The sequence below is a fragment of the Tunturiibacter gelidiferens genome (assembly GCF_014201335.1).
In the GTDB taxonomy this organism is placed as follows: domain Bacteria; phylum Acidobacteriota; class Terriglobia; order Terriglobales; family Acidobacteriaceae; genus Edaphobacter; species Edaphobacter lichenicola_E.
Window position 1 is genome coordinate 200,809 of sequence record NZ_JACHEB010000005.1, and the last position, 22,530, is coordinate 223,338.

The 22,530-nt window shown below is 58.2% G+C and carries 25 protein-coding genes; 11 read left to right on the top strand and 14 right to left on the bottom strand.

The window, feature by feature from the left end; translation table 11 throughout:
• The first annotated feature begins 16 nt into the window (after positions 1-16).
• Entirely contained in the window at positions 17-511 is a 495-nt protein-coding gene (locus HDF14_RS12100) for a hypothetical protein (protein ID WP_183976952.1), read from the top strand.
• Between the two features lie 103 nt (positions 512-614).
• Positions 615-1,142, top strand: a complete 528-nt coding sequence (locus tag HDF14_RS12105) for a hypothetical protein (protein WP_183976954.1) — start codon at positions 615-617, stop codon at positions 1,140-1,142.
• A gap of 82 nt (positions 1,143-1,224) precedes the next feature.
• Here HDF14_RS12105 and HDF14_RS12110 read toward each other — a convergent pair whose 3' ends face one another.
• A complete protein-coding gene (locus HDF14_RS12110; RefSeq protein ID WP_183976956.1) occupies positions 1,225-2,949 on the bottom strand; it encodes an outer membrane protein assembly factor BamD in 1,725 nt (574 codons plus the stop codon).
• A gap of 86 nt (positions 2,950-3,035) precedes the next feature.
• Positions 3,036-3,713 (bottom strand): ribulose-phosphate 3-epimerase, encoded by a 678-nt coding sequence (gene rpe, locus HDF14_RS12115; RefSeq protein WP_183976958.1) that lies wholly within the window; start codon positions 3,711-3,713, stop codon positions 3,036-3,038.
• A 148-nt stretch (positions 3,714-3,861) separates the two neighbouring features.
• Here rpe and HDF14_RS12120 point away from each other — a divergent pair, with 148 nt between their 5' ends.
• On the top strand, positions 3,862-4,962 hold the full coding sequence (locus HDF14_RS12120) for a Gfo/Idh/MocA family protein (RefSeq protein WP_183976960.1): 1,101 nt from the start codon (positions 3,862-3,864) through the stop codon (positions 4,960-4,962).
• Positions 4,963-5,070: 108 nt separating this feature from the next.
• On the opposite strand, the gene HDF14_RS12125 is transcribed toward HDF14_RS12120, so the two are convergent.
• Positions 5,071-5,739, bottom strand: coding sequence for a hypothetical protein (locus tag HDF14_RS12125; protein WP_183976962.1), 669 nt, complete (start codon positions 5,737-5,739; stop codon positions 5,071-5,073).
• Positions 5,740-5,834: 95 nt separating this feature from the next.
• Between HDF14_RS12125 and HDF14_RS12130 the strand changes: the two genes are divergently transcribed.
• Positions 5,835-6,908: a linear amide C-N hydrolase gene (locus tag HDF14_RS12130; protein WP_183976964.1), complete on the top strand. Its 1,074-nt coding sequence runs from the start codon at positions 5,835-5,837 to the stop codon at positions 6,906-6,908.
• A gap of 6 nt (positions 6,909-6,914) precedes the next feature.
• On the opposite strand, the gene HDF14_RS12135 is transcribed toward HDF14_RS12130, so the two are convergent.
• Entirely contained in the window at positions 6,915-8,297 is a 1,383-nt protein-coding gene (locus HDF14_RS12135; RefSeq protein ID WP_183976966.1) for an excinuclease ABC subunit C, read from the bottom strand.
• A 30-nt stretch (positions 8,298-8,327) separates the two neighbouring features.
• On the opposite strand from HDF14_RS12135, the gene HDF14_RS12140 reads away from it, so the two are divergent.
• On the top strand, positions 8,328-8,825 hold the full coding sequence (locus HDF14_RS12140) for a DUF4440 domain-containing protein (protein WP_313899552.1): 498 nt from the start codon (positions 8,328-8,330) through the stop codon (positions 8,823-8,825).
• 14 nt (positions 8,826-8,839) lie between these two features.
• Here HDF14_RS12140 and HDF14_RS12145 read toward each other — a convergent pair whose 3' ends face one another.
• The 5 genes from HDF14_RS12145 to HDF14_RS12165 form a co-directional block, all read right to left on the bottom strand.
• The gene (locus HDF14_RS12145) at positions 8,840-10,225 is read right to left on the bottom strand and encodes a TldD/PmbA family protein (protein WP_183976968.1); all 1,386 of its coding nucleotides are present in this window, start codon (positions 10,223-10,225) and stop codon (positions 8,840-8,842) included.
• A 25-nt stretch (positions 10,226-10,250) separates the two neighbouring features.
• Positions 10,251-10,559 (bottom strand): hypothetical protein, encoded by a 309-nt coding sequence (locus tag HDF14_RS12150; RefSeq protein ID WP_183976970.1) that lies wholly within the window; start codon positions 10,557-10,559, stop codon positions 10,251-10,253.
• Positions 10,560-10,654: 95 nt separating this feature from the next.
• On the bottom strand, positions 10,655-10,963 hold the full coding sequence (locus HDF14_RS12155) for a hypothetical protein (RefSeq protein WP_183976972.1): 309 nt from the start codon (positions 10,961-10,963) through the stop codon (positions 10,655-10,657).
• On the bottom strand, positions 10,963-12,405 hold the full coding sequence (tldD, locus tag HDF14_RS12160; RefSeq protein ID WP_183976981.1) for a metalloprotease TldD: 1,443 nt from the start codon (positions 12,403-12,405) through the stop codon (positions 10,963-10,965). Before tldD ends, HDF14_RS12155 begins: the two co-directional genes overlap by 1 nt.
• Positions 12,406-12,524: 119 nt before the next feature.
• Positions 12,525-13,379, bottom strand: coding sequence for a glycoside hydrolase domain-containing protein (locus HDF14_RS12165; protein ID WP_183976983.1), 855 nt, complete (start codon positions 13,377-13,379; stop codon positions 12,525-12,527).
• Positions 13,380-13,473: 94 nt separating this feature from the next.
• Here HDF14_RS12165 and HDF14_RS12170 point away from each other — a divergent pair, with 94 nt between their 5' ends.
• From HDF14_RS12170 to HDF14_RS12180, 3 genes are all read left to right on the top strand, one after another.
• Positions 13,474-14,007 carry a YfiT family bacillithiol transferase gene (locus HDF14_RS12170; protein WP_183976985.1) on the top strand — a complete coding sequence of 178 codons (534 nt, stop codon included), beginning with the start codon at positions 13,474-13,476 and terminating at the stop codon, positions 14,005-14,007.
• A 14-nt stretch (positions 14,008-14,021) separates the two neighbouring features.
• Positions 14,022-14,444 (top strand): GNAT family N-acetyltransferase, encoded by a 423-nt coding sequence (locus HDF14_RS12175; RefSeq protein WP_183976987.1) that lies wholly within the window; start codon positions 14,022-14,024, stop codon positions 14,442-14,444.
• A 96-nt stretch (positions 14,445-14,540) separates the two neighbouring features.
• Positions 14,541-16,133: a hypothetical protein gene (locus tag HDF14_RS12180; RefSeq protein ID WP_313899553.1), complete on the top strand. Its 1,593-nt coding sequence runs from the start codon at positions 14,541-14,543 to the stop codon at positions 16,131-16,133.
• Between the two features lie 6 nt (positions 16,134-16,139).
• Here HDF14_RS12180 and dusB read toward each other — a convergent pair whose 3' ends face one another.
• Complete coding sequence (gene dusB, locus HDF14_RS12185; RefSeq protein WP_183976991.1) at positions 16,140-17,432, bottom strand: tRNA dihydrouridine synthase DusB; 1,293 nt, start codon at positions 17,430-17,432, stop codon at positions 16,140-16,142.
• A 94-nt stretch (positions 17,433-17,526) separates the two neighbouring features.
• Positions 17,527-17,763 carry a 50S ribosomal protein L31 gene (rpmE, locus tag HDF14_RS12190; protein WP_179586303.1) on the bottom strand — a complete coding sequence of 79 codons (237 nt, stop codon included), beginning with the start codon at positions 17,761-17,763 and terminating at the stop codon, positions 17,527-17,529.
• Positions 17,764-17,962: 199 nt separating this feature from the next.
• On the opposite strand from rpmE, the gene HDF14_RS12195 reads away from it, so the two are divergent.
• Positions 17,963-18,718: an ATP-binding protein gene (locus tag HDF14_RS12195; RefSeq protein ID WP_183976993.1), complete on the top strand. Its 756-nt coding sequence runs from the start codon at positions 17,963-17,965 to the stop codon at positions 18,716-18,718.
• Positions 18,719-18,773: 55 nt separating this feature from the next.
• On the opposite strand, the gene HDF14_RS12200 is transcribed toward HDF14_RS12195, so the two are convergent.
• A complete protein-coding gene (locus tag HDF14_RS12200) occupies positions 18,774-18,935 on the bottom strand; it encodes a hypothetical protein (RefSeq protein WP_183976995.1) in 162 nt (53 codons plus the stop codon).
• Between the two features lie 335 nt (positions 18,936-19,270).
• On the opposite strand from HDF14_RS12200, the gene HDF14_RS12205 reads away from it, so the two are divergent.
• The gene (locus tag HDF14_RS12205) at positions 19,271-19,774 is read left to right on the top strand and encodes a DUF2393 domain-containing protein (protein ID WP_260698213.1); all 504 of its coding nucleotides are present in this window, start codon (positions 19,271-19,273) and stop codon (positions 19,772-19,774) included.
• A gap of 208 nt (positions 19,775-19,982) precedes the next feature.
• On the top strand, positions 19,983-20,903 hold the full coding sequence (locus HDF14_RS12210) for an OmpA family protein (RefSeq protein WP_183976999.1): 921 nt from the start codon (positions 19,983-19,985) through the stop codon (positions 20,901-20,903).
• A 254-nt stretch (positions 20,904-21,157) separates the two neighbouring features.
• Here the strand turns inward: HDF14_RS12210 and kdsA are convergent, their stop codons facing one another.
• Both kdsA and HDF14_RS12220 read right to left on the bottom strand, forming a co-directional pair.
• Positions 21,158-21,994 (bottom strand): 3-deoxy-8-phosphooctulonate synthase, encoded by an 837-nt coding sequence (kdsA, locus tag HDF14_RS12215; protein WP_313899554.1) that lies wholly within the window; start codon positions 21,992-21,994, stop codon positions 21,158-21,160.
• Positions 21,995-22,046: 52 nt separating this feature from the next.
• Complete coding sequence (locus HDF14_RS12220) at positions 22,047-22,505, bottom strand: DUF1641 domain-containing protein (protein ID WP_183977001.1); 459 nt, start codon at positions 22,503-22,505, stop codon at positions 22,047-22,049.
• Between the last annotated feature and the right edge of the window lie 25 nt (positions 22,506-22,530).

The window sequence follows — 22,530 nt, forward strand, 5'->3', positions numbered from 1 at the left end:
GCCTACGAGGTCATCCATGCGCAGTCTGCTCCTTGCCACTGTCCTGCTGATGCTTGCCTGTGCCCCTGCTTTCGCCCGCTCGGCGGAGGATCGCGTGAGCGTTGGGAGCGATATCTCGATTGCCGATGGCGAGTCGGCTGGAGATATTGCCTGCGCATTCTGTACCGTGCGCGTGCACGGTGAGGTAAGGGGAGACATCGCAACCTTCCTTGGATCAATAAAGGTAGATGAAGGGCGAAATATCTCCGGCGATGTGGCGTCGCTTGGCGGCGATCTGGAGTTGGGCCAGGATGCCTCGATCGGGGGCGACGTCGCGATTGCCGCGGGAGAGGCGAGGCTGGGCTCCGGAGCGGCGATTCGGGGTCAACAGACGATCCTGCCGGGACGCTTCTGGCTGCTGCTTCCTTTCGCTCCGCTATTGATTTTGGCCGGACTGATCTGGCTCGTCGTGTATATCGTTCGCCGTAATCGGTACCAGTTTCCTATGTATCCGGGGGGACGAGGCTTCTAATCCGCTTGATTTGTGTCGGGCCAAAGTGCTGGCTCAGGGAACCTGTCTTATTCTGTTTGCGTATCTGTCGGTGCACGCCGTTACCTTCCTTGGGGGAAACTTGTTGAACCTTGCGCTCCGCAGCTTCGCCTTTCTGCTTCTGTTCGCCTCGGCTGCGCTGGCCCAGTCGCCGGGCAGTCGAGCTTATATTGGCGAGGATGTCTACGTTGCCTCCGGCCAGCAGGTGCACAATGCGACCTGTATCTTCTGTTCGGTGCAGGTGGAAGGTGACCTGACTGGGCATGTCTTTGTGCTGTTCGGCAGCCTGAACGTGACCGGACACGTGGAGAAGGGTGCGACAGTTATCGGCGGAAATGCGGTCGTCGACTCGCAAGCGCGAATCGGCGGCGACATGACGGTACTCGGCGGCAACGCGGTGTATGAGAGCGATGACTCGCTGGGCGGTAGCGCCTACGTGCTGGGTGGACACCTCTCGCACGTTCCGCTGGGGCACGGGGAGACAAGAGCGCATCCGCGACTTTCGCTGGGTCCGCTGTTCTCCATCCTATTGGGAGTGCTTGTGCTGTTGCTGCTCTCTGCTTTGCTTGTGCCGCAGATACGCCGGCGGGTGATCGTGAATCAGACCTCGTGACTGGAGGATGTTGAGGCAGGAAAAAGAGGATGCGGCCAGTGGCTGCATCCTCTTTTGTCCTTTACGAAGCTGATTCGAGGGGTTAGAACGGGTTCAGCTTGGCGAGGCCCTTCTTCTTCTTGTGCTTGCTGTCGGACTCGTCGCTCTTGTCGAACTCCGGCTTCTTGTTCTTTCCGTTGGCGTTGCCGGCCTGTGCAGCGGGCTGGGTTCCGGGCTTGATATCGTTGACGGCGTCTGGGGCTGCTCCGGCCTTTTCAACCTCGGGAAGCGGCGTCGAGTTCGTTGGTCCAACCGCCTTCAGGCCGCCATCGGCAGGGACCGTGGTTCCGTTGGAGCCCGAGTTGAGAATTTCGACTCCGCCGATGTGGCTACCGGAGGAGGCTGGTGGTGTGGGTGCGGCGCCAGAGATAGAAGTTGTCGAGGAGGCTCCGCTGGCTGCACCGTCTGCCGCAGCCGGAACGTCGGAGAGTGCAAGAGGTGCGGCGGGAGCCGCCGGGGCGGCTGGCGCAGAGCTTTCTGCCGCAGCAGCACTGGTATCCGCTGGTGTCGCCGTTGCGGGCTTCGCCATGGCGGCGGGTGCGTTAGTGCCGAGCGCATCGGTGAAGTCCGACTTGATCTTGTTCACGACGTGCGGCGCGATCGTGGGAGTGGGGTCGGCCAAAGTCGGCTCGCCGTCACGAGCTGCCATGACAACGTCAGGCTGGTGGAGCACCAGCAACCGTGCCCGGTCCTGCAGACGATACTGTCGGCGGCTGTTTTCAAGCGCGACGCTGGCGGCGATCTGTTCGGGAGTGGGCTGCGGAATCTTCACGTTCATCGCGTCGAGCCGGTCCCGCGCATCTTCGACGTGGGGCGAGGCCGAGTGCTCGAGAATAACCTTGCTGTATGCGGCGATGGCCTGATCGTCGTAGATCTTTTCAAGTCTTGCTTTGCCCGCTTCGGGCAGCTTCATGGCGCGGACGTAGCGTGCTTCAGCCTCGTACGCATCGCCGAGGCCGACCAGGACGTCGTCCATGTGGCTGAACTGCGGATACGTGTCGACGACTGTCTGGTAGCGGGCGATGGTCGCGGGGTAGTTATTATGAGTCCCGTAGAAGGCAGCGATGCTTGCCTCGCGAGTTGCCATGACCTCCTGGACCTCGCGCAACCTCTGCTTGGCCTGCGGCACCAGCGTCGACTCGGGAAACTGCTGCAGCATCAGGCGGTATTCTTCTTCGGCGTGAACGGCCTTCGCGTAGTCGCGGTCGGGCTTGTCCATCTGGCGGAAGTAGATATCTCCTACGCGCATCTGGGCTTCGGCAGCCTCCGGGGCGTTGGGGAAGAAGGTGATGAAGTCTTTGTATTCCTGCTCGGCCTGGGTGAGGGCTGCGGTGCCGCCTTCTCGATACCAGCTGTCGCCAATAGCAAGCTTGGCCTTCATCTGATATTGCGAGTCAGGATAGGTGTTGAGCAGGGTCTGAAGATCGAGACGGGCGACGTCGAAGTGTCCGCGCTTGGTCGCATCGATGGCCTTGTCGTAGAGCACCTTGTCGGGTAGCTTTTGGTCCGGCATATCGGCGGGCTTGACCGACTTCTCTTTGCGCAGCTCTTTCTTGGTGTCCTTGGATTGGACGACCTTATCTTTCTTGTCGGGTGTTGTCGCGGAGATGGTTGCGCTCTCGTGTTGCTGCCCGTTGGCGTCGGTTGTCGCCTGGGACGAGCCGGTCACCTGCGCCATGGCTGCAATCGAACCGGTCAACAGACCGGCGACTGCCACTCCGGCCAATGCGCTGGCCCTTAGGTTTGGAAAGAAGGAACGCTTGTTCATCCGCTATAGACCCCATCCGCCTCGCGCACCAAGGTGCGCTCAGGCTGTATTTCATTCTAATCGTTTCGGCAGGACTTGTGCCGCGCTTATGCCACTTGTACGGAGCCGGCCGCGCGCGCCAGTTTTAGGAATTCCACAGCGTTCTGCTCGGTTTTGCCTTTGCTGAAGATGGCCGAGCCGGCGACGAGCATGTCGGCTCCTGCTTCGACGACCTGGGCGACGGTATCGTGAGCAACGCCGCCGTCGACTTCGATCCGAAAGTTGAGGCCCATCTCATCGCGCAGCTCGACGAGGTGGGCGATCTTGTCGAGCGCCAGCGGCAGGAACTTCTGGCCACCGAAGCCGGGGTTGACGCTCATGACCAGCACATGATGCAGCATCGGAAGGACTTCCACCAGCATGTCGACTGGCGTGGCAGGGTTGATTACCACGGCGGGGAGCATCCCATGCTGGACGATGTGTTGGAGCGTGCGATGGAGGTGACGGCAGACCTCCTGGTGGACGCTCATCATGTCGGCGCCAGCTTCGGCGAATGCCTGGATGAAGTCGTCGGGATTTTCGACCATCAGGTGGCAGTCGAGCGGAAGTTTGGTGATCGGGCGGAGGGCCTGGACGACGGGCGGCCCGAAGGTGATGTTGGGGACGAAGTGGCCGTCCATGATGTCGACGTGGAGAAGGGTGGCTCCGCCGCGTTCGACCAGGGCAACTTCGTCGGCGAGGTGGGCAAAGTCCGCTGCGAGGATGGATGCTGCCAGTTCGATCACGTGGGTCGCTCCTGAGTGTGAGTTTACCAGCGTCAGCGGGAGGTCGGCACCAGCTTAGCTCTCCCATTTACTTGGGAACCGATCGTTTGAATGGAGGATTTAGACAATTATGCGACGAACCATTTCGGTAAGATAGCGTCCATCTCCCATGGACCGTCGCCGCTTCGCCTATCTTTCCTCCCTCGCCCTGGCCAATGTGAAAGTGCGCATTTATGGTCAATCAACTGATAGCTCAAAGTCGACGGGTCACGTTGGTATCGCAGCTGTGGGCTTGGGTAGCATTGCGGAAGTATTTATGCACGCTGCGACAGCCTCCTCCAATGCGCGGATCACAGGCCTGGTTACCGGTCATCCCACAGAGAAGGGAGCAAAGTTCGGTGCGCTCTATAACGTGCCGAAGAACTCTATCTACACTTACGAGACCTTTGATCGGCTGAAAGACAATCCGGCCGTCGATGCTGTTTACATTGCGCTGCCTAACAGCATGCACTGCGAGTTCACGATACGGGCAGCTGAAGCGGGAAAGCATGTGCTGTGTGAAAAGCCCATGGCCATCTCGTCTGCTGAGTGCCGTCGCATGATCGAGGCGTGTCGTCACGCGAATGTCAAACTGATGATTGGATATCGCACCCACTACGATGCGACGTTTCGCAAGCTTCGGGAACTTGTACGCTCTGGCGCTTTTGGAGAGATCCAAAGCTATCACGGAGGTTTCTACGGCATGAGAAATAAGCAGCAATGGAGGCTTGATCGTTCCCTTGCCGGAGGTGGTTCTCTACTGGATCTTGGAATCTATCCTCTGAACACCGTGCGCTGGTTTACGGGCGAAGAGCCCGAATCGTACCGTGGCTTGGTGGCTACGCGTGACAAGAGCGGGGCGTATGCGAGCGTTGAGCAGAGTATTGACTGGATGGTGAAATTTCCTTCCGGCGTACTCGCCAGCGGTGGCAGTTCTTACGGCCAGAGCGGTACCAATTTCCTTGCAATCAACGGGACAATTGGACACCTTAGACTCGAGCCTGCCTTCGTCTATGGCGATGTGATCCTGAAGTACACCGGTACCTCCGGCGATGCTGACCTATCAGGAACTGGTCCCGTCTATGATCCCGACCAATTTGTCTCGGAAGCAACCCACTTTGCCGATTGCGTTCTTCATAACCGTCAGCCGTCGACCCCAGGCGAGGAAGGCCTGGCCGATCTACTCGCAATCGAAGCAATCTATGCCGCAGCAGGAAACCCAATCGCTTGAATCGATGTTCACGAGAAATCGGCTTTTTGGGCAACTTCACATCTGTAATTGCCGCAAACCCTGCCAGACTTTTCGGAAACTGGACTCCCTATGGGTGGAATGTCAGGACTAGGAGGCGTGCTTGGAGGCGTATTCGATTCCAAGAGCAGCCAAAACGACAAGAACGTTGGCCAGTAAGACGATAACGAGAACGTTGCATGCGGCACGAACTCTTGTGACGTTGAGCATCGACGAAAACCAGATTATCTCGACTGCTACGTACCAGCATAACGCTACAAGAAAGACCAGAAGCCCTGCAATCATGTGCGGTATTTTCTGAAACTCAAAAAGCAGCCCCGCGATGGAAGCAGCGAGCGCAAATGGTGCGGCAATAAAACATTGGCCGTAGAAGAGCGGACGCAAAGCCACCCGGTCAACGCGCTTGCCTTGGTGCCTTAGCAGGTCAACTGCCATCAGCACAGGAAAGATACTGAATACTACGCCACGGAACAGCAGCACATCGGTATCTTTCGAGAGAAGGCTTGAGACTTTTATCTGCGGCTGAATCACTTTACCGAGTAGATAAGCAATCAGAAGCGTGATCAGTAGAAAGATAGGCGGATTGAACGTGTCTGTGTACTGTTCTTCCTCAGGCTTAAGAAGCTCACGGTCCGAGTAACGCAGCATCTCGACAGGGTTCAGAATCGACCGAACCAAAGTTATTGGGTAAAAGATAATCCAGCCGACGACCTCATACAGGAAGTCGTCGAGGGATTTGAGCAACTTCATGAAGTCCATGCCGAGGTCCAGTCTGGTCTGAGTTGCACTCGACTTTAGCAGATTTGGCTGAGCACATAAGGTATATATGAGATGGTCTTGCCTGGAGGATATTCATGCCGAAACGAAGGAACGCTTTGTGCTGTGTTTTTCTTCTGGTCGCTTTCGGGCTGCAACCTCTGATCGGTGCCCCATGGGCAGATGCCTGTACTCGTGTCACTTATCTTGGTCCCGACGACAACGTGATCACTGCGCGTTCCATGGACTGGGCGGTCGATGTGGGGACCGATCTCTGGATCTTTCCGCGGGGCACGCAGCGGAATGGGGAGGCTGGGCCTCATTCGCTTGCGTGGACGTCGAAGTATGGCAGCGTTATCGCGACGGGGTATGACATTTCGACGACCGATGGGATGAATGAAAAGGGGCTCGTCGCGAACATGCTCTGGCTAGTGGAGTCGGAGTATCCGAAGCCGGATGGAAGCAAGCCCGGGCTCGCGATCTCGGTGTGGACGCAGTACGTTCTCGATAACTTTGCGACGGTTCAGGAGGCGGTCGATACCTTGAATACAGAGCCGTTTGTTCTGGTGACGGCGACGGTGCCGGGACAGGACCGGCTGGCGACGCTTCACCTGGCGATCTCGGATGCGACTGGAGACAGCGCCATCATTGAATATATCGGCGGCAAGCAGGTGATCCACCATGACCGCAAATATCAGGTGATGACAAACTCGCCGATCTTCGACAAGCAGCTTGCAATGGAGGAGTACTGGAGGGGAATCGGCGGCACCGTGATGCTGCCCGGTACAAATCGCGCTGCGGACCGGTTTGCCAGAGCATCGTTTTATATCAATGCGATTCCCAAAGACGAAAGCCCTGATGTGACTTTGGCGAGCGTCTTCAGCGTTATCCGAAATGTATCGGTTCCTTATGGGATTACGACGCCGGATCAGCCGAATATCTCATCGACACGATGGCGGACGGTCTCGGATCAGAAGAGAAAGATCTACTTCTTCGAGTCCGCTCTGACCCCAAATACTTTTTGGATCAACTTCAAAGATATCGACTTTTCAGCCGAGACGGGAAAGGTGATGAAACTGGATCTCGGTAAAAACCAGAGTCACATTTATTCCGGCAACGCCGTCAAGGACTTCCAGGTTGCGAAGCCGTTCAAATTTTTGGGCCTAAGCTAAAAACGTCTACGGCTTCCTATGTACCACCGGGACGGTTCTTTCAACATCGGGTCGGCCTTCGTGAAGGATCTTTGTCTTGATGTCTTTTGCTGCTTCTTTGGAGGCGTCTCTTTGGGTTTCGGCCATGGGTTTTGGATCGCCTAAAACCAGACGGGCGGCACCGCGAAGAATCTTGCGGATGGGCCAGACGCCATCGTCATTGGGAAAGAAGATCTCGCCGTTGCGTTGCTTTTCCGGGCGGTAGTACCAGCGGCGGAGGAGTGACAGGTGGTCGCTCAGCAATGCAAGGTCGCTTGAGGGCTGTGTTCTCTTTTCGAGCAGCGAGAGGACGTGCTCGGCGCGGTGCTCGGGGGAGTTGGAGGCAGTCGATTCGCCTTCGAGCGGGACAGCTTGCAGCATCAGAGGCTGTGCGAAGAGAGAACTGCCGACGCTGGTCTGCTCTCGGACGGCGCGAACCCCGAGTGTGGAGAGTCGTTCGGGGCCAACGATGCATCCGCCATCGAGCAGAAACAGAGCCGCCTCTTCTTTGTGCTCCAACCCGGCTTCTCGCTGCTGCTCTCCTGCCGTTTGTACGATGATGGCTTTCAACTTCGGGATGGGGCGCACGATCCAATCGGCGAGTGCCTGTGTGCTTTTTACCTTTTGCCATTGCGCGTGCAGCGCGGCAGCTTTTTCGAACTGCATCGCCGAGGAAGCTTCTTCGCGTTCGAGGCCGATGGAGATGATCATGCTCTCGCCGCGGGTGTCGAAGAACTTTTTCACGGCTGCAGACTCGGCGGCGTACTCCTCCGGCGTGCAGGCCTGCTTGCAGGGCTCGATGCACTTCTTCATCTCGCCGTAGACGCAACCCGGATGATCGGGATAGGGTGCGAGGTCTTCGTAGCAGCGGCGAAGTTTGAAGAGATCGAGGACGGCGTCGCAGTAGCGCTCGGCCGCAAGGCGCGAAGGGAAGGGGCCGTACATCTGCGAGAGGCCCCGCTTAGAGAGCTTGTTGGTGGAGTAGACGCGTGGGAAGGCGTTCTCTATCGTCATCCGGAGGAAGTACGGCGTGTGGAGTTTGAGCCTGCGACGTGCTTCGGTGTATCCGAACTGTGCGGCTGTTGCCTGATAGAGGACGAGCGAAGATTCGAAGGTCGAGCCCGTGACGCAGTACTCGATGCGAGCTACTTTCTCGCGGAGGTTGAGGCGCTTGGATTGCGACTCGGGGGGATCGAGCAAACGCCGCATGCGACGGCGCAGGTCTGCTGTCTGCGTCAGGTAGGGCGCGTCTTCCTTGCGTGCGCCGCAGAGAGCGAAGACGCCGGGCTCTGCGGGAATCGTGCGGAGGATCTCGTCTGCCTGGCCCGGGGTGAAGTCTAGAACGTGTTCGAAATGGAAGCTCGTTGCCACATCCAGAATTGTAGTCGCGGTTATCTTGTGGTGCGCTACAACTTACGCGCCGGAAGCCGCCGATTTTTCGTCTCCGCCGTAGGGGGTAACTATACTGCCACCATGAATCCTCTCGGTCACCGGTCAGCCGCAACGGAACCCAAACTTGAGACCGATCCGGAACTCACCGAGGTTCTTGAAGAACTCTCCGCACGCGAGCCGGTCTTTCATCGGGCGGAGTTTGGAGTGTCGCGGGAAGACTTCGAGCGAATGACGGTCGAGGAGTTTTGGGAGATAGGTGCCTCGGGTCGTCGCTACTCAAGAAACTTTGTTCTGGATGAACTGGAGAAGCGATACGCTGCGGGTCATGAAGATGTGTGGGAGACATCGGAGTTCCACTGCCGAAAACTCGCTGAAGATGTGTTTCTCCTGACCTACACACTTGTGCAGGACGGTACACGCGTCACGCGTAGATCGACTATCTGGCAGAGGATCGCTGAAAATTGGAAGATCGTCTTCCATCAAGGGACGATGGTGACGGATGGGTAGATTGCTTGTGGCTGTCAGGCGCCGGCGATCGTCATTCCCTCGATGTGGATAGTGGGGGCGGCGCTGGCTCCGCGGAAGACGAGGTCGTTGCCGATAGCGACGATGTTCTTGTACATGTCTTTGAGGTTGCCAGCAATGGTGATCTCTTCGACTGGATAGGCGAGTTCGCCGTTTTCGATCCAAAGGCCGCTGGCGCCTTGCGAGTAGTCGCCGGTGACCAGGTTAACCCCGAAGCCCATGGTCTCGGTGACGTAGAGGCCGTTCTTCACATCGCCGATGATCTGTTCGGGTGTGAGCGAGCCGGCTTCGAGAAAGAAATTGCCGGCGCCGATGCCGGGGTTGCCGGCGAGTCCGCGTGAGGCGTTGCCGGTGGACTTCATATTGAGCTTGCGCGCTGTGTAGGTGTTGCTGACGTAGTTCTTCAGGACGCCGCGCTCGACCAGTACCGTGCGGCGCGTGGGCAGGCCTTCGCCGTCGAAGGGGCGCGTGCCGAAGCCGCCGATTCCGTCGTGAATGATCGTTCCGTCGTCGATGACGGTGATGTTTTCGCCAGCGACCTGTTCGCCCAGCATGCCGCTGAAGAAGGAGGCATTGCGGTAGATAGAGTCGCCGTTGGCTGCGTCAAAGATGTTGCCGATGATCGAGCGTGCAATCTCGGGCGAGAAGACGACAGGAGCCTTTTGCGTCTTGACCTGGCGTGCGCCGAGTCGCCTCAGGGTGCGGCGTGCTGCCTCGTGGCCAATCTCCTCAGGGTTCTCGAGCTTCTCCACCGTACGTGAGTTCGAGAACCAGTAGTTGCGCTGCATGTTGCCCTTCTCGTCGTGGGCGATGGGCGCGGCAGAGAAGCCGCAGTAGCTGCGACGATACTCGCCAGTGAAGCCGCGCGAGTTCATCAGGATCTTGTGCGAGGTAGAGGTGTCGAAGTCGCCGCCGCCGGAGTTCTGAATGCGGGCGTCGTAGGCCATCGCGGCGGCTTCGGTGCGGCGCGCAATCTCGATGCGCTCGGCGGGCGGCATCTCGTTCACGTCATCGAAGTAGAGGTGCTGATCTTCTTCGATCTTGCCAAACTCCTGTGGTTCGGGAAGGCCGGCGAAGGGGTCTTCGCTGGTGATCTTCGCGAGCGTGATGGCGCCCTCGACGAGACGTTCGATGCTCTCGCTTGAAAAATCAGAAGATGAGGTACTAGCTGTGCGCTGGCCGATGAACACTCGCAGGCCAACTGCGCGCGAACCCGATTCCTTCAGGGTTTCAACTTGTCCCAGTCGCACCAGCGCCGAAAACTCATCGCCCTCGTAGACAACAGCTTCGGCATCGGTGGCTCCCGCCTTGAGTGCCTTCGAAAGTACATCGGAAGCAAGTTGTTTCAAGTCGGATGAGACTTGCGATGCTAGTTGGGACAAGTTTCAGACCTCACGAATTTCAATTTTAACGGACCGGGGTTGCGGAGGGGCGTGCCTCGCGGCCGTCAGTGGCCTTCAGGAAGTAAATACCGGCTGCACAGTACTCGGAGTCGCTTTTCAGCTTGTGTTCGATGTGTGTGGCTGGTCCGTCTTCCGAGCGCCGCTTGAACACCTTCACTGCGCCACCGCAACTCATGCAGCGAAACTCCGTGTCGTTATCTTCGAGCGCGACTGCGATGGGCTTGACCTTCCAGAACGATTCGTAACCACCGGCGGCTCTGACGCGGCGACGCTTCACTTCACATTCGTAAAATTTTTCGCGTTCGATTGCCATGAGGTACCTCGAAGTACGGGTGCGGTTGAGTCCAGCGTTGGGTCGTACTTTCAGGTATGGTGCGGAGCCCGACAGAAGCTTTGCAAAAAACGTTGCTATTCGACGGGGCGCTGGGAAGGCTTAGGTTCTCTTCCGTCTGTAGCTTTTTTAAACAGCATTCCGTTGGCGCAGTACTCGGAGTCGGCTGGGGACTTGTGTTCGACATACGGCACGGAGCCTGCTTTACCGTTGCGGCCTAACAGCTTGACCTCGCCGAAGCAGTCTTTGCAACGAAACTCGGTGTCGTTATCGACAAGCGCATCTGCCACCGGCTTTACCTTCCAAAACGGCTCGTAGCCTCCGCCGACCTTTACGCGACGGCGTTTCACTTCGCACTCATAGATCTTTTCGCGTTCGACTGCCATTATTGTCCCGTTCCCCCGACCGTCATGCGGTCGAGCTTTACTGTCGGCATGCCTACGCCAACCGGCACACTTTGCCCCGCCTTGCCGCAGGTGCCTATGCCTTCGTCGAGTGCCAGGTCGTTGCCGACCATCGACACATACTTCAATGCTTCAGGGCCGTTGCCGATCAACGTTGCCCCCTTCACGGGGCGCGTTACCCTGCCGTCCTCGATCAGATACGCTTCGCTGGCTGAGAAGACGAACTTGCCGTTCGTAATGTCGACCTGGCCGCCGCCGAAGTTGACGGCGTAGAGACCGCGCTTAACGCTCTTGATGATGTCTTCGGGCATATCTTCGCCGTTGAGCATGTAGGTGTTGGTCATGCGCGGCATGGGGATGTGGTGATAGCTCTCGCGGCGTCCGCTACCGGTGTTGGGCATGCCCATCAGGCGCGAATTGAGCTTGTCGGACAGAAAACCTTTCAGGATGCCGTTTTCGATCAACACGGTCTCTTGTGTCGGGTTGCCCTCGTCGTCCATGTTGATGGAGCCGCGTCGACCGGGCATCAGGCCGTTGTCGACCACTGTCACCTTTGGACTTGCGACCTGTTGTCCGATGAGTCCGGCGAAGGCCGAGGTCTTCTTGCGATTGAAGTCGGCTTCGAGGCCGTGACCAACGGCTTCATGCAGTAGAACGCCTGGCCATCCCGGGCCGAGAACGACCGGCATCTCCCCTGCGGGAGCTTCGATGGCGCCGAGTTGAAGGATCGCGGTTCGGGCAGCCTCGCGAGCGTAGTGTTCGGGCGATTTGTCGCCTTCGAAGAAATCCATCGTAACGCGGCCGCCGCCCCCGCTGGTGCCACGTGCTGTGTTAGTGCCGTCTTTCGCGATGACGAAGACGTTCAGGCGAGCAAGAGGCTGCGTGTCCGAGGCAAAGGTGCCGTCGGAGGCTGCGACGAGGATGCGGCGGAGTTCATCATTGAAGCCCGCGCGAACTTGCGTGATACGCGAGTCAAAGGCGCGCGCGGCTTTGTCGGCGCGTTCGATCAGGGCCAGTTTGGCAGCGATCTCGGCGTCACTGGTGGCTCCTGCGACAGGGTAGAGAGAAGGGGTGTCGGTATGGCGAAAGCCGCTCATCAGCTCTTTGGCTGGGCCGCTGGCGATCAGGGCTGCGGTGCGGGCTGCGCGGAGGAGCCGGTCGCTCGAAAGATCGTCGGTGTAGGCATAGCCGGTACGCTCGCCAGAGACGACGCGGATGCCACACCCTACGCTGATCCCCTGGCTCGCCGACTTGACCAGAGACTCATCGATACCCAGCGAGGTGGACGTAACCGACTCAAAATAAAGGTCAGCGTAGTCGCCTCCCGCTGAAAGGGCTTCACCCAGACAGCGTTCCATCAGACGTTCCGAGAGACCTAGTTTTTCGATGAAGTAGCGTTTGTGGTCGGGTGCGGGTATGGTCATCTAGATTGATTCTAGGCTTCCCCGAGAGGCCCGGCAAATGTCACTTTTGCGGAGGTGCCGCCGGAGTATGCCCGAAGGCACTTATTTTTCATGGAGATTCGTGAGATTTTCGTGCCAATTCAGCGTACGTGCGAAGGGTCCGAAGACCCCGAAACGCTGAGATCGAGCGGCAACTGCGGCAAATCGGCAGCATAGCAGTTGCCGTCGGCGGCATAAGTCTTGCTGCAGGCCCCGGTGATCGCTTTGCGTCGTGGGGATTGGGCATACTGCCAGACTGCGATATCGGGAGTTCCGCTGGCGCTGAGCGCCGGTGGCTGCAAGCTGCACCCGTTGGATGGCGGGCATGCGTCCTGGTAAACAAAGATTGTGATCTCGTGCAAATGCTGTGCGGTGACCAGCTCACGAATATGCTGCACCGTAGTGATGGTCTTGCCCGGACCGTCGCTGACTGGCTGGCCGCTGGCATAGACCCCAGGGAGATAGCCGGATTTTGAGGCCACGGTCCCTGTCCATGCAAGCAGATACGCTGATTGATCGTCGGTAAGTCGGCCGCCCTCCTCCTGATCCAAAAAGATAATGGTGCCGGTGGCGAAGTTTTCACGATGCGCTGCGACGATGGCCGCCGTGGCGTCCTTCGTTCCCAGCGAGGCAGGTGATGTTCCGGAGCGCTTCTCCCTTTTGATCTCCGCCTCAAGCCGGCCGTTGAACAGTACGAGAAAGCCGAAGCCATTACGCACCAATACCTCGCGCTTGCCGACCCAGCTAGTATGCGTTTCGCCTGGCGGATTGTTGAGCCAGTATCCGACGAAGGCGAAATAGCGGCGCAATGTGGGCAGAGTTTGGTCGCCCGGGTAGTCGTTGATGTCGAAGCCCAGATAGGGACCTGTGGTGAGAACCGAACCGAGGGGCTGCTGCGCAGAACTATGGATTACGCAAAGAAGAAGGATGAGTGGGCGTAATGCTGAGAGTCTCATAAGAGGAAGGTTCGAGGGCGCGCAAGGGAATCTTCATGGTAGGTTACACAATCCTGTGTGCTAAGTTGCTTCTTAGAGGTATGGAGGAGGGGCCATGGCGTTGACTGATATCGATCCGAAATACCCCATAGGCGATTTTGTGCCGCCCGCAACCATCTCCCCGGACGAGCGAACCGAAGCGATTGCCACGCTGGCGGAGTTACCCGAGCAACTGCGCAATGCGGTCGATGGATTGAGTTCGGCACAACTGGGAACCCCGTATCGCGAAGGCGGATGGACGTTGCGGCAGGTGGTGCACCACGTCGCGGACAGCCACATGAACGCCTATGTGCGGGTGAAGCTTGCGCTGACCGAAGATTGGCCCGCAGTCAAAAGCTATAACGAAGTCGCCTGGGCGAAGCTGCATGACATGGCAGCGCCGGTGGAGTGGTCGCTGGAGTTGGTGGAAAGTCTTCATGCCCGCTGGGTGATGTTGTTTCAATCTCTCGACGAAACCCAGTGGCAGCGTGGATATAAGCACCCCGAAGATGGCCCTGTCACCGTCGAGCTGGCAGCGCTGACCTACGCCTGGCACTCACGTCATCACGTGGCCCACATCACGCATCTACGCGCAAAGGAAGGGTGGTAGCGGGTCACCCGCGCATGTCCACCATTCAGATTGCCACGATACCAAGCGAGATCGACCGCTGCTTTCCGGTGATGCGGCAGCTTCGGCCTGCGTTGATCGCGGAAGAGTTCGTCGGCCGCATTCAGACGCAGCAGGCCGAGGGCTATCAACTCGCCTTCTTAGAATCGGACGGCACCATTGTGTCGGTGGCAGGGTTCCGCGTCCAGAATCTGTTGTGGAGCGGCAAGACGCTGTACGTGGATGACCTGATAACTGACGAAGGCGCGCGTTCGAGGGGACACGGCGAGTCCATGCTCACCTGGTTAATCGCACTCGCCAAAGAGGCAGGATGCACGACCTTCATGCTCGACTCGGGAACGCACAGGCATGACGCGCATGCGTTTTACTTTCGCCACGGTCTGCGGATCTCCGACTTCCACTTCAAGCTTCCTTTGTAGATTCTGCCGCCTGTCGCGCTTCAATTGACATGGTTGCAAATGTGCTAACGTTCGGCTATGCCGCCAAGAGCCTCCTCCGCGGAGCCCGTGCAGACGGTGGAACAAATATCCGTCGCACTTGAATCCTTTTTAGCTGAATCTCCCCGCGCCGTGGTGCTCGAAGACGGCAAGGTCCTCTTCGACATGCGCGAGGCCAAGTACAAGCTGGCGACCGAACACGGCCGTTGCACGCTGCATCTGTGGGGAGAGGATCGCAATCTGGTGCGTCGCGTCAGTGGCACGGTGCTGCGCAACGGCGTGCTGCGGCTAAGCACACATCGATTCGGCCAAACCAAGCCGCAGACGCTGGAGCTTGTAACAGATCGCGATCGCCGCACACCGTCGACACGAGAAGCGACACGGGTGAAGTATCTGCGCGTCCTCGAGCGTGTTCTGTTGCGCAGCTTTCCCGAGTTCAAAGTGGATGCACTACGCACGGCGATGGATCTCGAGAAGAGCTTCGGCCCCGCGTATGCACGTGGTTCGCTGGTGCAGGGGCAGAAGGCATGGGCCATAATCGCCGTCAACGAAGAGGAGACGCAGGCCACCGTTGACGGAATCCTGACGCTTGGGATTTTGTGGTTGCAGCATTGCCGCGAATCCGGCGATGGCCGAAAGCTGTACCAGGGATTGAAGCTGATCGTGCCGCGTGGCATGGCGGTGCTCACTTTGTCGCGGATGGCGTGGCTCAATGCAAACGTCGCGCAGTGGGAGCTGTGGGAGTTGGATCAGAAGTCGGAGGAGCTGGAGCAGCGTGATGCAGCCGATCACGGCAACCTGACCACGCGCCTGATTCATGCCCCCAACGAGCAAGCCGCACAGGAGCGATTTGCCGAGTCGAGGGAACGCGTGATGGAGCTCGTGCCCGAGACGATGCGCGAAGTAGTGGAGCAGCGCCTCCGCAGCGGCACCGAGCTTGCGTTTTTACTCCATGGTCTCGAGTTTGCGCGGGTTCGGATGGGCTATTCGGGCAACTCCTTCAACAGTGCACAGGAGATCACCTTCGGTGCCGGCGCAAACGAAACTCCGCTGACCGAAGAGAGCGAGAACGATCTGCGAGATCTGGTGGCCCGATTGTTTGCGCGGCGCATCGCAGGCGGCGACAAGCGCGATCCTCTCTACCGCATGCAGCCCGAGCGTTGGCTCGAGAGTGTGCTGCGGCGAGACGTCGAACCACTCGATGCGCGACTCGACCCGAAGCACGTTTATACGCAGGTGCCTGCATTTGCTGCGGCAGATCGCGGGATGCTCGACCTTCTCGGCGTCACCGGCGATGGAAGGCTGGCAGTCATTGAGTTGAAAGCAGACGAAGACCTTCACCTTGCCCTGCAGGGGCTTGATTACTGGGTGCGTGTGCGGTGGCATCACCTCCAGAATCCGGATAACAACACCGGGTTGGGTGAGTTTCAGCGGCATGGCTATTTCGGCGGGCTACGGTTGTCGACCGAGTCTCCTCGGCTGTACCTGGTCGCGCCTGCGCTGCGCGTTCATCCCGCGACCGAGACCGTCTTGCGATATCTTTCACCGCGCGTCGAATGGAGTCTCATAGCGCTCGATGAACGATGGCGTGCGAAGGTGAAGGCTGTCTGGCGCAAGCGAAGTACAGACACATCCTCGCCTTCGGCCCACGTTTTGCAAGGCAGAGTCTAACCGCGATCAATCGCAGTAGGCTGCAGAAGTGAGAAGCTGGTCGTCCTGCGTGAGCAACTCAGGATGAGATATCAGCCCATCTACGCGGTTCGCGAAGAAGCTTTCAATCGCGCCAAGAACTGCATCGCCATTCTTCGATTCGAAGATCTGTTTGCGTAGCGCACCACCACCGGGTACGCCGTGCGTGAACCAGCTGGCGAACTGCTTCATCTTGCCGACGCAGTCGCGATGACGCTGCTCACGTGCAACCTGTCCTGCGGCGGTGATGGCCTCCGCGCGCGCCGCTTCGGCCCGTTCTTCAATGGCAATCTCATCGACCAGCATCTGGAAGTAGGTACGGATCATCCGGTAGCGATCCTGATCGGTCGGCTGATCGTAGGTTCCGACGCCGGTAGCTTCTTTTGTCGCGGTGTACTGCGCGATCTGACGGAAGATCCAGGGATTCGACGGTGCGGTGCGCCCGATCATCACGGCGTCGCAGCCAGTCACATCGACCATCGCGGCAGCATCTTCGGGGGTGCGGATATCGCCGTTGCCGATCACAGGAATCTTCACAGCATCCTTCACCGCAGCGATGTACTCCCATCGCGCTTGGCCAGTGTAGCCATCTTCACGGGTGCGGGCGTGCAATGCTACGGCGTTGAGGCCGCAGTCTTCGGCCATCTTCGCAAGCTCGACGCAGACGATGTGCTTGTCGTTCCAGCCCATGCGGAACTTAACGGTGAAGGGAATTGAAACGGCAGCGCGGACGGTCTTGAAGATCGTCTCGATCAGCGGCAGATCGCGCAGTAGGCCTGAGCCGCCATTACACGCGACGACGCGCTTAGCCGGGCAGCCGAGATTTAGATCGACAAGGTCGAAACCAGCATCCTGCACGATACGCGCAGAGTCGGCGAGTGTTGCAGGATTCGAGCCGAAGAGCTGTGCGGAGATGGGGTGTTCGTCGTCGTAGTAGGTCAGGTAGCGTTTGCGCTTGGTCTCGCGCATGCGAGAGAGGCCGTCGGCGGAGGTGAATTCCGTCATAATGAGGCCGCAGCCTGATTGCTGGTTCGACGTGACGCTATCAACATCAGCCGACGAGTCCGCAAGACCATCTGCGGGAGTCGTGAACTGGCTGGCGTTCTTGATGAAGCGGCGAAAGACCGTGTCGGTCACCCCTGCCATGGGAGCGAGTACCGTCGCGGGAGCGATCTTCACGTTGCCGATGGTGAAGCTAGCAGGCACGCGGGAGTGCTCCGGCATTGCGTGCTCGGCCGGATCGTCCCAACGCTTCTGTTCGAGTGTGTATCGCTTCTTCATAGCAACAGCTGTTTGCGGTTCTCTTTCCTCTTTAGTTTAGACAAAACAAAGGCCCCCGCGTCTGCGGAGGCCCCTGGATGGTTTAGGCGTCCGCTTACTTCGCGGCAGTCTCGGCCTTGCCGGCGTCCGACTTGGCGAACTTGCGGCGGAAGCGTTCGACGCGACCTGCGGTATCGATCAGCTTCTGCTTGCCGGTAAAGAACGGGTGGCAGGCGGAGCAGATTTCGACGACGATGTCGCCCTTATGCGTAGAGCGGGTTTCAAACGTATTTCCGCAGGCGCACTTCACGTGGATATTGTCGTACTTCGGGTGAATACCTTCTTTTGGCATGGTAACTATCCTTTTCTCAATCTTGGGGTATGCCTGCCGGCTCGCGGATCGCTTGCAACGGAAGAGTTCACGTCACATCGAAGGGCCTGTCGCGCCGCCGCTTGCGCCTTTTCGAAGCGCTCAAGCAGTTTCCTCAGTTTAACTCAGATTCGCACAGGGGGCAATTGGATTCAGATGCTGCCATACTGAAAAGACGGCCATGAGTGAAGTTTGCACGATATGCGGTGGATCAGGGATGCGGATCCTGCAGGAGGACGGCAGGCAGTTTGTTAGAGACTGCGTTTGCCGGCTGCAGAAGCGTGCCGAACGAATGCTGGGCCGCGCCCATATCCCAAGGCGCTACGAGCACTGCTCGCTCGAGAGCTACGACACAGATTTTCCTTCTTCCAACCGGTCGCTTGGGCTCGCCCATCTTCGCGCCCGGAAGTTCGTCGACGGCTATCCCATCGAGACCGCCGGGACCGGGCTGCTGCTGACTGGGTCGATCGGTGTGGGCAAGACGCATCTTGCTGTAGGCATTCTGCAGGCGCTGGTAGCAGAACGCGGCGCAACCGGCCTCTTCTTTGACTATCGCGACCTTCTGAAACAAGTCCAAAACAGCTACAACAACAAAGTTTCAGCGACCGAGCTAGAGATACTTGCCCCTGTCTTTGACGCCGAGGTGCTGGTGCTCGACGAACTCGGCGCGTCCAAGCCAACCGACTGGGTCTGGGACACGGTCGCTCACATTTTGAACACCCGCTACAACGATCGCCGGACGACGATCATCACCACCAACTATGCCAATGCCGGTCCGCTGGGAACCGAGAGCGCCCCCCGCGGCGTGATGCGCGAGGAGACCCTCGGCGACAGGATCGGCGAGCGCATGCGTTCAAGGCTGCAGGAGATGTGTGTTGTCGTGGAGATGCAGGGCGAAGACTTCCGCCAGAAGGTCAAACGCGCCAGTTTCGCTTGAAACCAGCCGATGGATCGCTTGTTTGGGAAGCTTCCGCTGGCGAGTCTAGCTACATTTAGAGCAGCGTGAAGAGCAGGAACAAGCCGGCAGTAAGCGCGGCGAATTGGTACAGGCGATCTGCGGCGGCAGGAACCGACGCGCCCTCTCCGGCAATCGAGGCATCCGACACGTCGATCGGCAATGAGGAGAATTGCGAAATTTCCATTTGCTCGTCCATGTCTGCCTCTCCTCGCTGTATGTCGGATCTCGGTTGGCCCCAGCGATAGCAGGATCAGCCGATACCGTATAGATGATCCTTAACGCGAGAATGCACCAAAATGTTCTGCGGTGTAGATGAAAATCTGGCGAGTTTTTTGCTGAACCCCCATTGGTTCCATTTTGGGAATGCCCGACAGACGATTTACCGGCGCGCGATTCCCGTTGTCCACGGCGTGCTGCGGTATAAAATCTCGGCTTATGAACGAACAGAGTCGTCCGCTCGACAACCCGGTTAATTCACCTGATTCCTCGCGTCAGGCCCCGGTACCCCCAGGCAGTAGCCCGCAGCCTGCAATGTTCTCGAGCAAGCCTCCTGAGGGAGGCCGTCTGCCAATCGCGGCCTGGGGCGTGGCCGGATTGGTGGTCTTGGCTGTAATCCTTGGCTTGGTTTTTGCGACGCGCCACAAGTCGCAGGCTCCTCCCAATACGATCCAGCCTTTGGCCGCTTATGCCGCAGAGCTCCCTCTATCGCAACTCGCCATGAGCGAGTCCACCAGTCTCTCTGGCGGGAAGTCCACTTTTATCGACGGCCACATTCAGAACTCCGGCCCTCAGACCGTCTCCGGCGTTACCGTGCAGGTCATCTTTCGCAACGACGAGGCCATGCCTCCGCAGGTCGAAACATTGCCTCTTTCATTGGTTCGGACGCGAGAACCCTATATCGACACTCAGCCGGTCAGCGCGGCTCCCCTCAAGCGGGGTGACCAACGGGACTTTCGCCTTATCTTCGAATCGATTCCTGGCAATTGGAACACCCAAATGCCCGAGATTCACATCATTAGCGTGGACACGAAATAGGGTCACCAAGTAATAGTTACCCGGCGGTCGGGAAGATTTTGCGTAAGTTGGTTGTAATCTCCCTCATGAGCCAATATTCACAATTCCCGTAAACAACTTATTTTCAGCTATTTGATACGTTTTAGCGGTTTGGCACACTACCTGCTCTAGCAAGTGCATGTTGACGTCTGTAAAACAGGCGCAGAGTCAGGATAGGAGAGCAAGCCAAATGATCAAATCTGGAACAACTTTCGGCCTCCCGGCTATACTGCTAGGTAGTGCAATGGGCCTTTCAGCTTTCGCTCAGACAAGCACTCCCGCAGCCCAAACAACGGACTCCACAGCAGCCACCTCAACTTCTGGCACCTCAAGCTCCGCCACAACGAACGCGGATGGCACCTACGCAACCGGCAAGCCTTTGTCCGGGGATTCCAAGGAAGGCTTCTGGGGCCACATGAATCCGTTTGCCCGCAAGAAGTGGGTAAACAGACAGACTGCTCCCATCAAGGATCAGGTCAATGAGCTTGACCAACTTCAGTCCAAGAACGCCAACGATATCAAAGACGTAGACGGCCGTTCGCAGGCAGGCATCAAGAATGCTATGAACTCTGCGAACACTGCAGACCAGCACGCGCAGGATGCGGCGAATCGCGCAAACTCCGCTCAGACGCTGGCGAGCACTGCAAGCACCCGCACAGACTCCCTCGGCCACACGGTCGGTAATCTTGACCAGTACCAGACTGTCTCCTCGACCGCAGTGAAGTTCGCTCCCGGCCGCACAGCTCTTGGGCCGACCGGTAAGTCGGACCTCGACAGTCTCGCCACCACCCTGGGCAATGAGAAGGGCTACATCATCGAAGTTCAGGGCTACAGCAAATCAGGCGTTCAGACCTCGCAGGCAATGGCCGACTCGGTCGTCCGCTACCTCGTCACTGAGCATCAGGTTCCTGTCTACCGCATCTACAAAAGTGGCCTCGGCAAAAATACCGAGAAGCCAGCCGATGGAGAGCAGGCAGTTGTGAATGGCGTCAAAGTTACGCTGCTCCACAACAGCTTGGCGACGATGAGTTCCGATTCGGCATCCACCGCAGCGACAACGCCAAAGACCTCCCACACGGGAGTAAGTTCACCACAAGAGGTGAATCAGTAGCCCTCCCCCAGGACGGTGCAGTTCTCCCGCACCGTCCACAAGTTTGCCGAGATAGCGACTTAGATCGCACTCGCAAAAACCTCTCCTAACCAGAGAGAACCAAGGCAGATTGGCCCCTCATTGAGGGGCCGCTTTTTTTAACTTGTTATCTCCCGACCAACGGGAGGGCCAACATCTCTCCCCGCCACTAAAAGGGACACACGCCACGAAGTGGCCGCTCCGCGCGCAGCGGGCCCGTCCGGCAGGACATCCTTCTAACTAACGGCGGCGTGAACGGCGAGCAACTGCTCAAGCACAGCTTTCAGATGATTCAAATGAAGCGCATTGGCCCCATCGGACTTCGCCTCCGCAGGATTGTCATGCACCTCAAGAAAAACACCATCGACTCCAGCCGCGACTGCGGCCCGAGCCAGTACGGGGATGAACTCTGGTTGCCCCCCGCTGACGCCATTGCCGGCTGATGGCGTCTGCACCGAGTGCGTGCCATCGAAGACCACCGGTGCAAACCCACGCATCACGGGCAGCGAGCGCATATCCACCACCAAATTGTTGTATCCGAAGCTGGCCCCTCGCTCGGTCAGCGAAACGCGATCGTTGCCGCTCTCGCGAATCTTCTCAACAGCGTGCCGCATATCCCACGGCGCAACGAACTGGCCCTTCTTTACATTAATCGCACCACCAGTCTTCTTCGTGGCTTCGGCAGCTGCGATCAGCAGGTCTGTCTGGCGACAGAGGAAGGCAGGAATCTGCAGCACATCGACAGCCTCTGCAACAGCATCGCAATCGACGGCAGTGTGAACATCGGTCAATACCGGCAATCCAGTATTCTTTCCGACTTCACGCAGAATTCGGCAACCCTCTACCAGCCCGGGTCCGCGAAAGCTCTTGATTGAGGTGCGATTCGCCTTGTCGTAGCTGGCCTTGAAGATATACGGAACGTCGAGATCCGAAGTTATGCGCTGAATCGCATCGGCCATCTTGCGCACGTGGCCTTCGGATTCAATCACGCATGGTCCCGCGATAAGAAAAAGCTTGCCCCGGCCAACCGGGACCTGATGCGGTGTACTGCCGATGTCGAAGGAATGAGTCACATCGTTTATTTGACCATAGACGCCGCCAGCCCGCGCAACCTGAGCGAACCGCTTAGTTCTTCAGCGACCTGCCCAGCCCCGAGAGAACCAACGTCATGAACGAAAGTCCACGGCGGCTGTCTTCGCTGGTCGCACGCTTTGCAAGCTGCCACAGGCTCGGAGCCTTCTGCTCTGCCTGATGCTCTTTCGTTGCATGCGCCATCACTTTCGAGAGTTGATCGAGCACCTCTGGATCCAGTTCAGTCAGGATCTTCGCCGCGGTCAGCAGATTACGAATTGCTGCAATTCCTTCTGGCTGCGCGGCGTACTTCGACAACGTGTTGAAGATCGTATCCTTCGCACCGATCGCACCATGAAGCAGGCTCAGCAGACCCTTCCGGTGCGCCTCTTCAAGCACATCGTAGGCCAGCAGCAGCGCCTCGGCATGCTCTTCCGGAGCCTTCTCAAGCTTGCGCACAAGGTCGGCTTTGAAGTCGACCGTAATCGGTTTGAAAGCAATGGGCTTCGCCATAACAGCTCCTCAAAAGTCTGGTGCC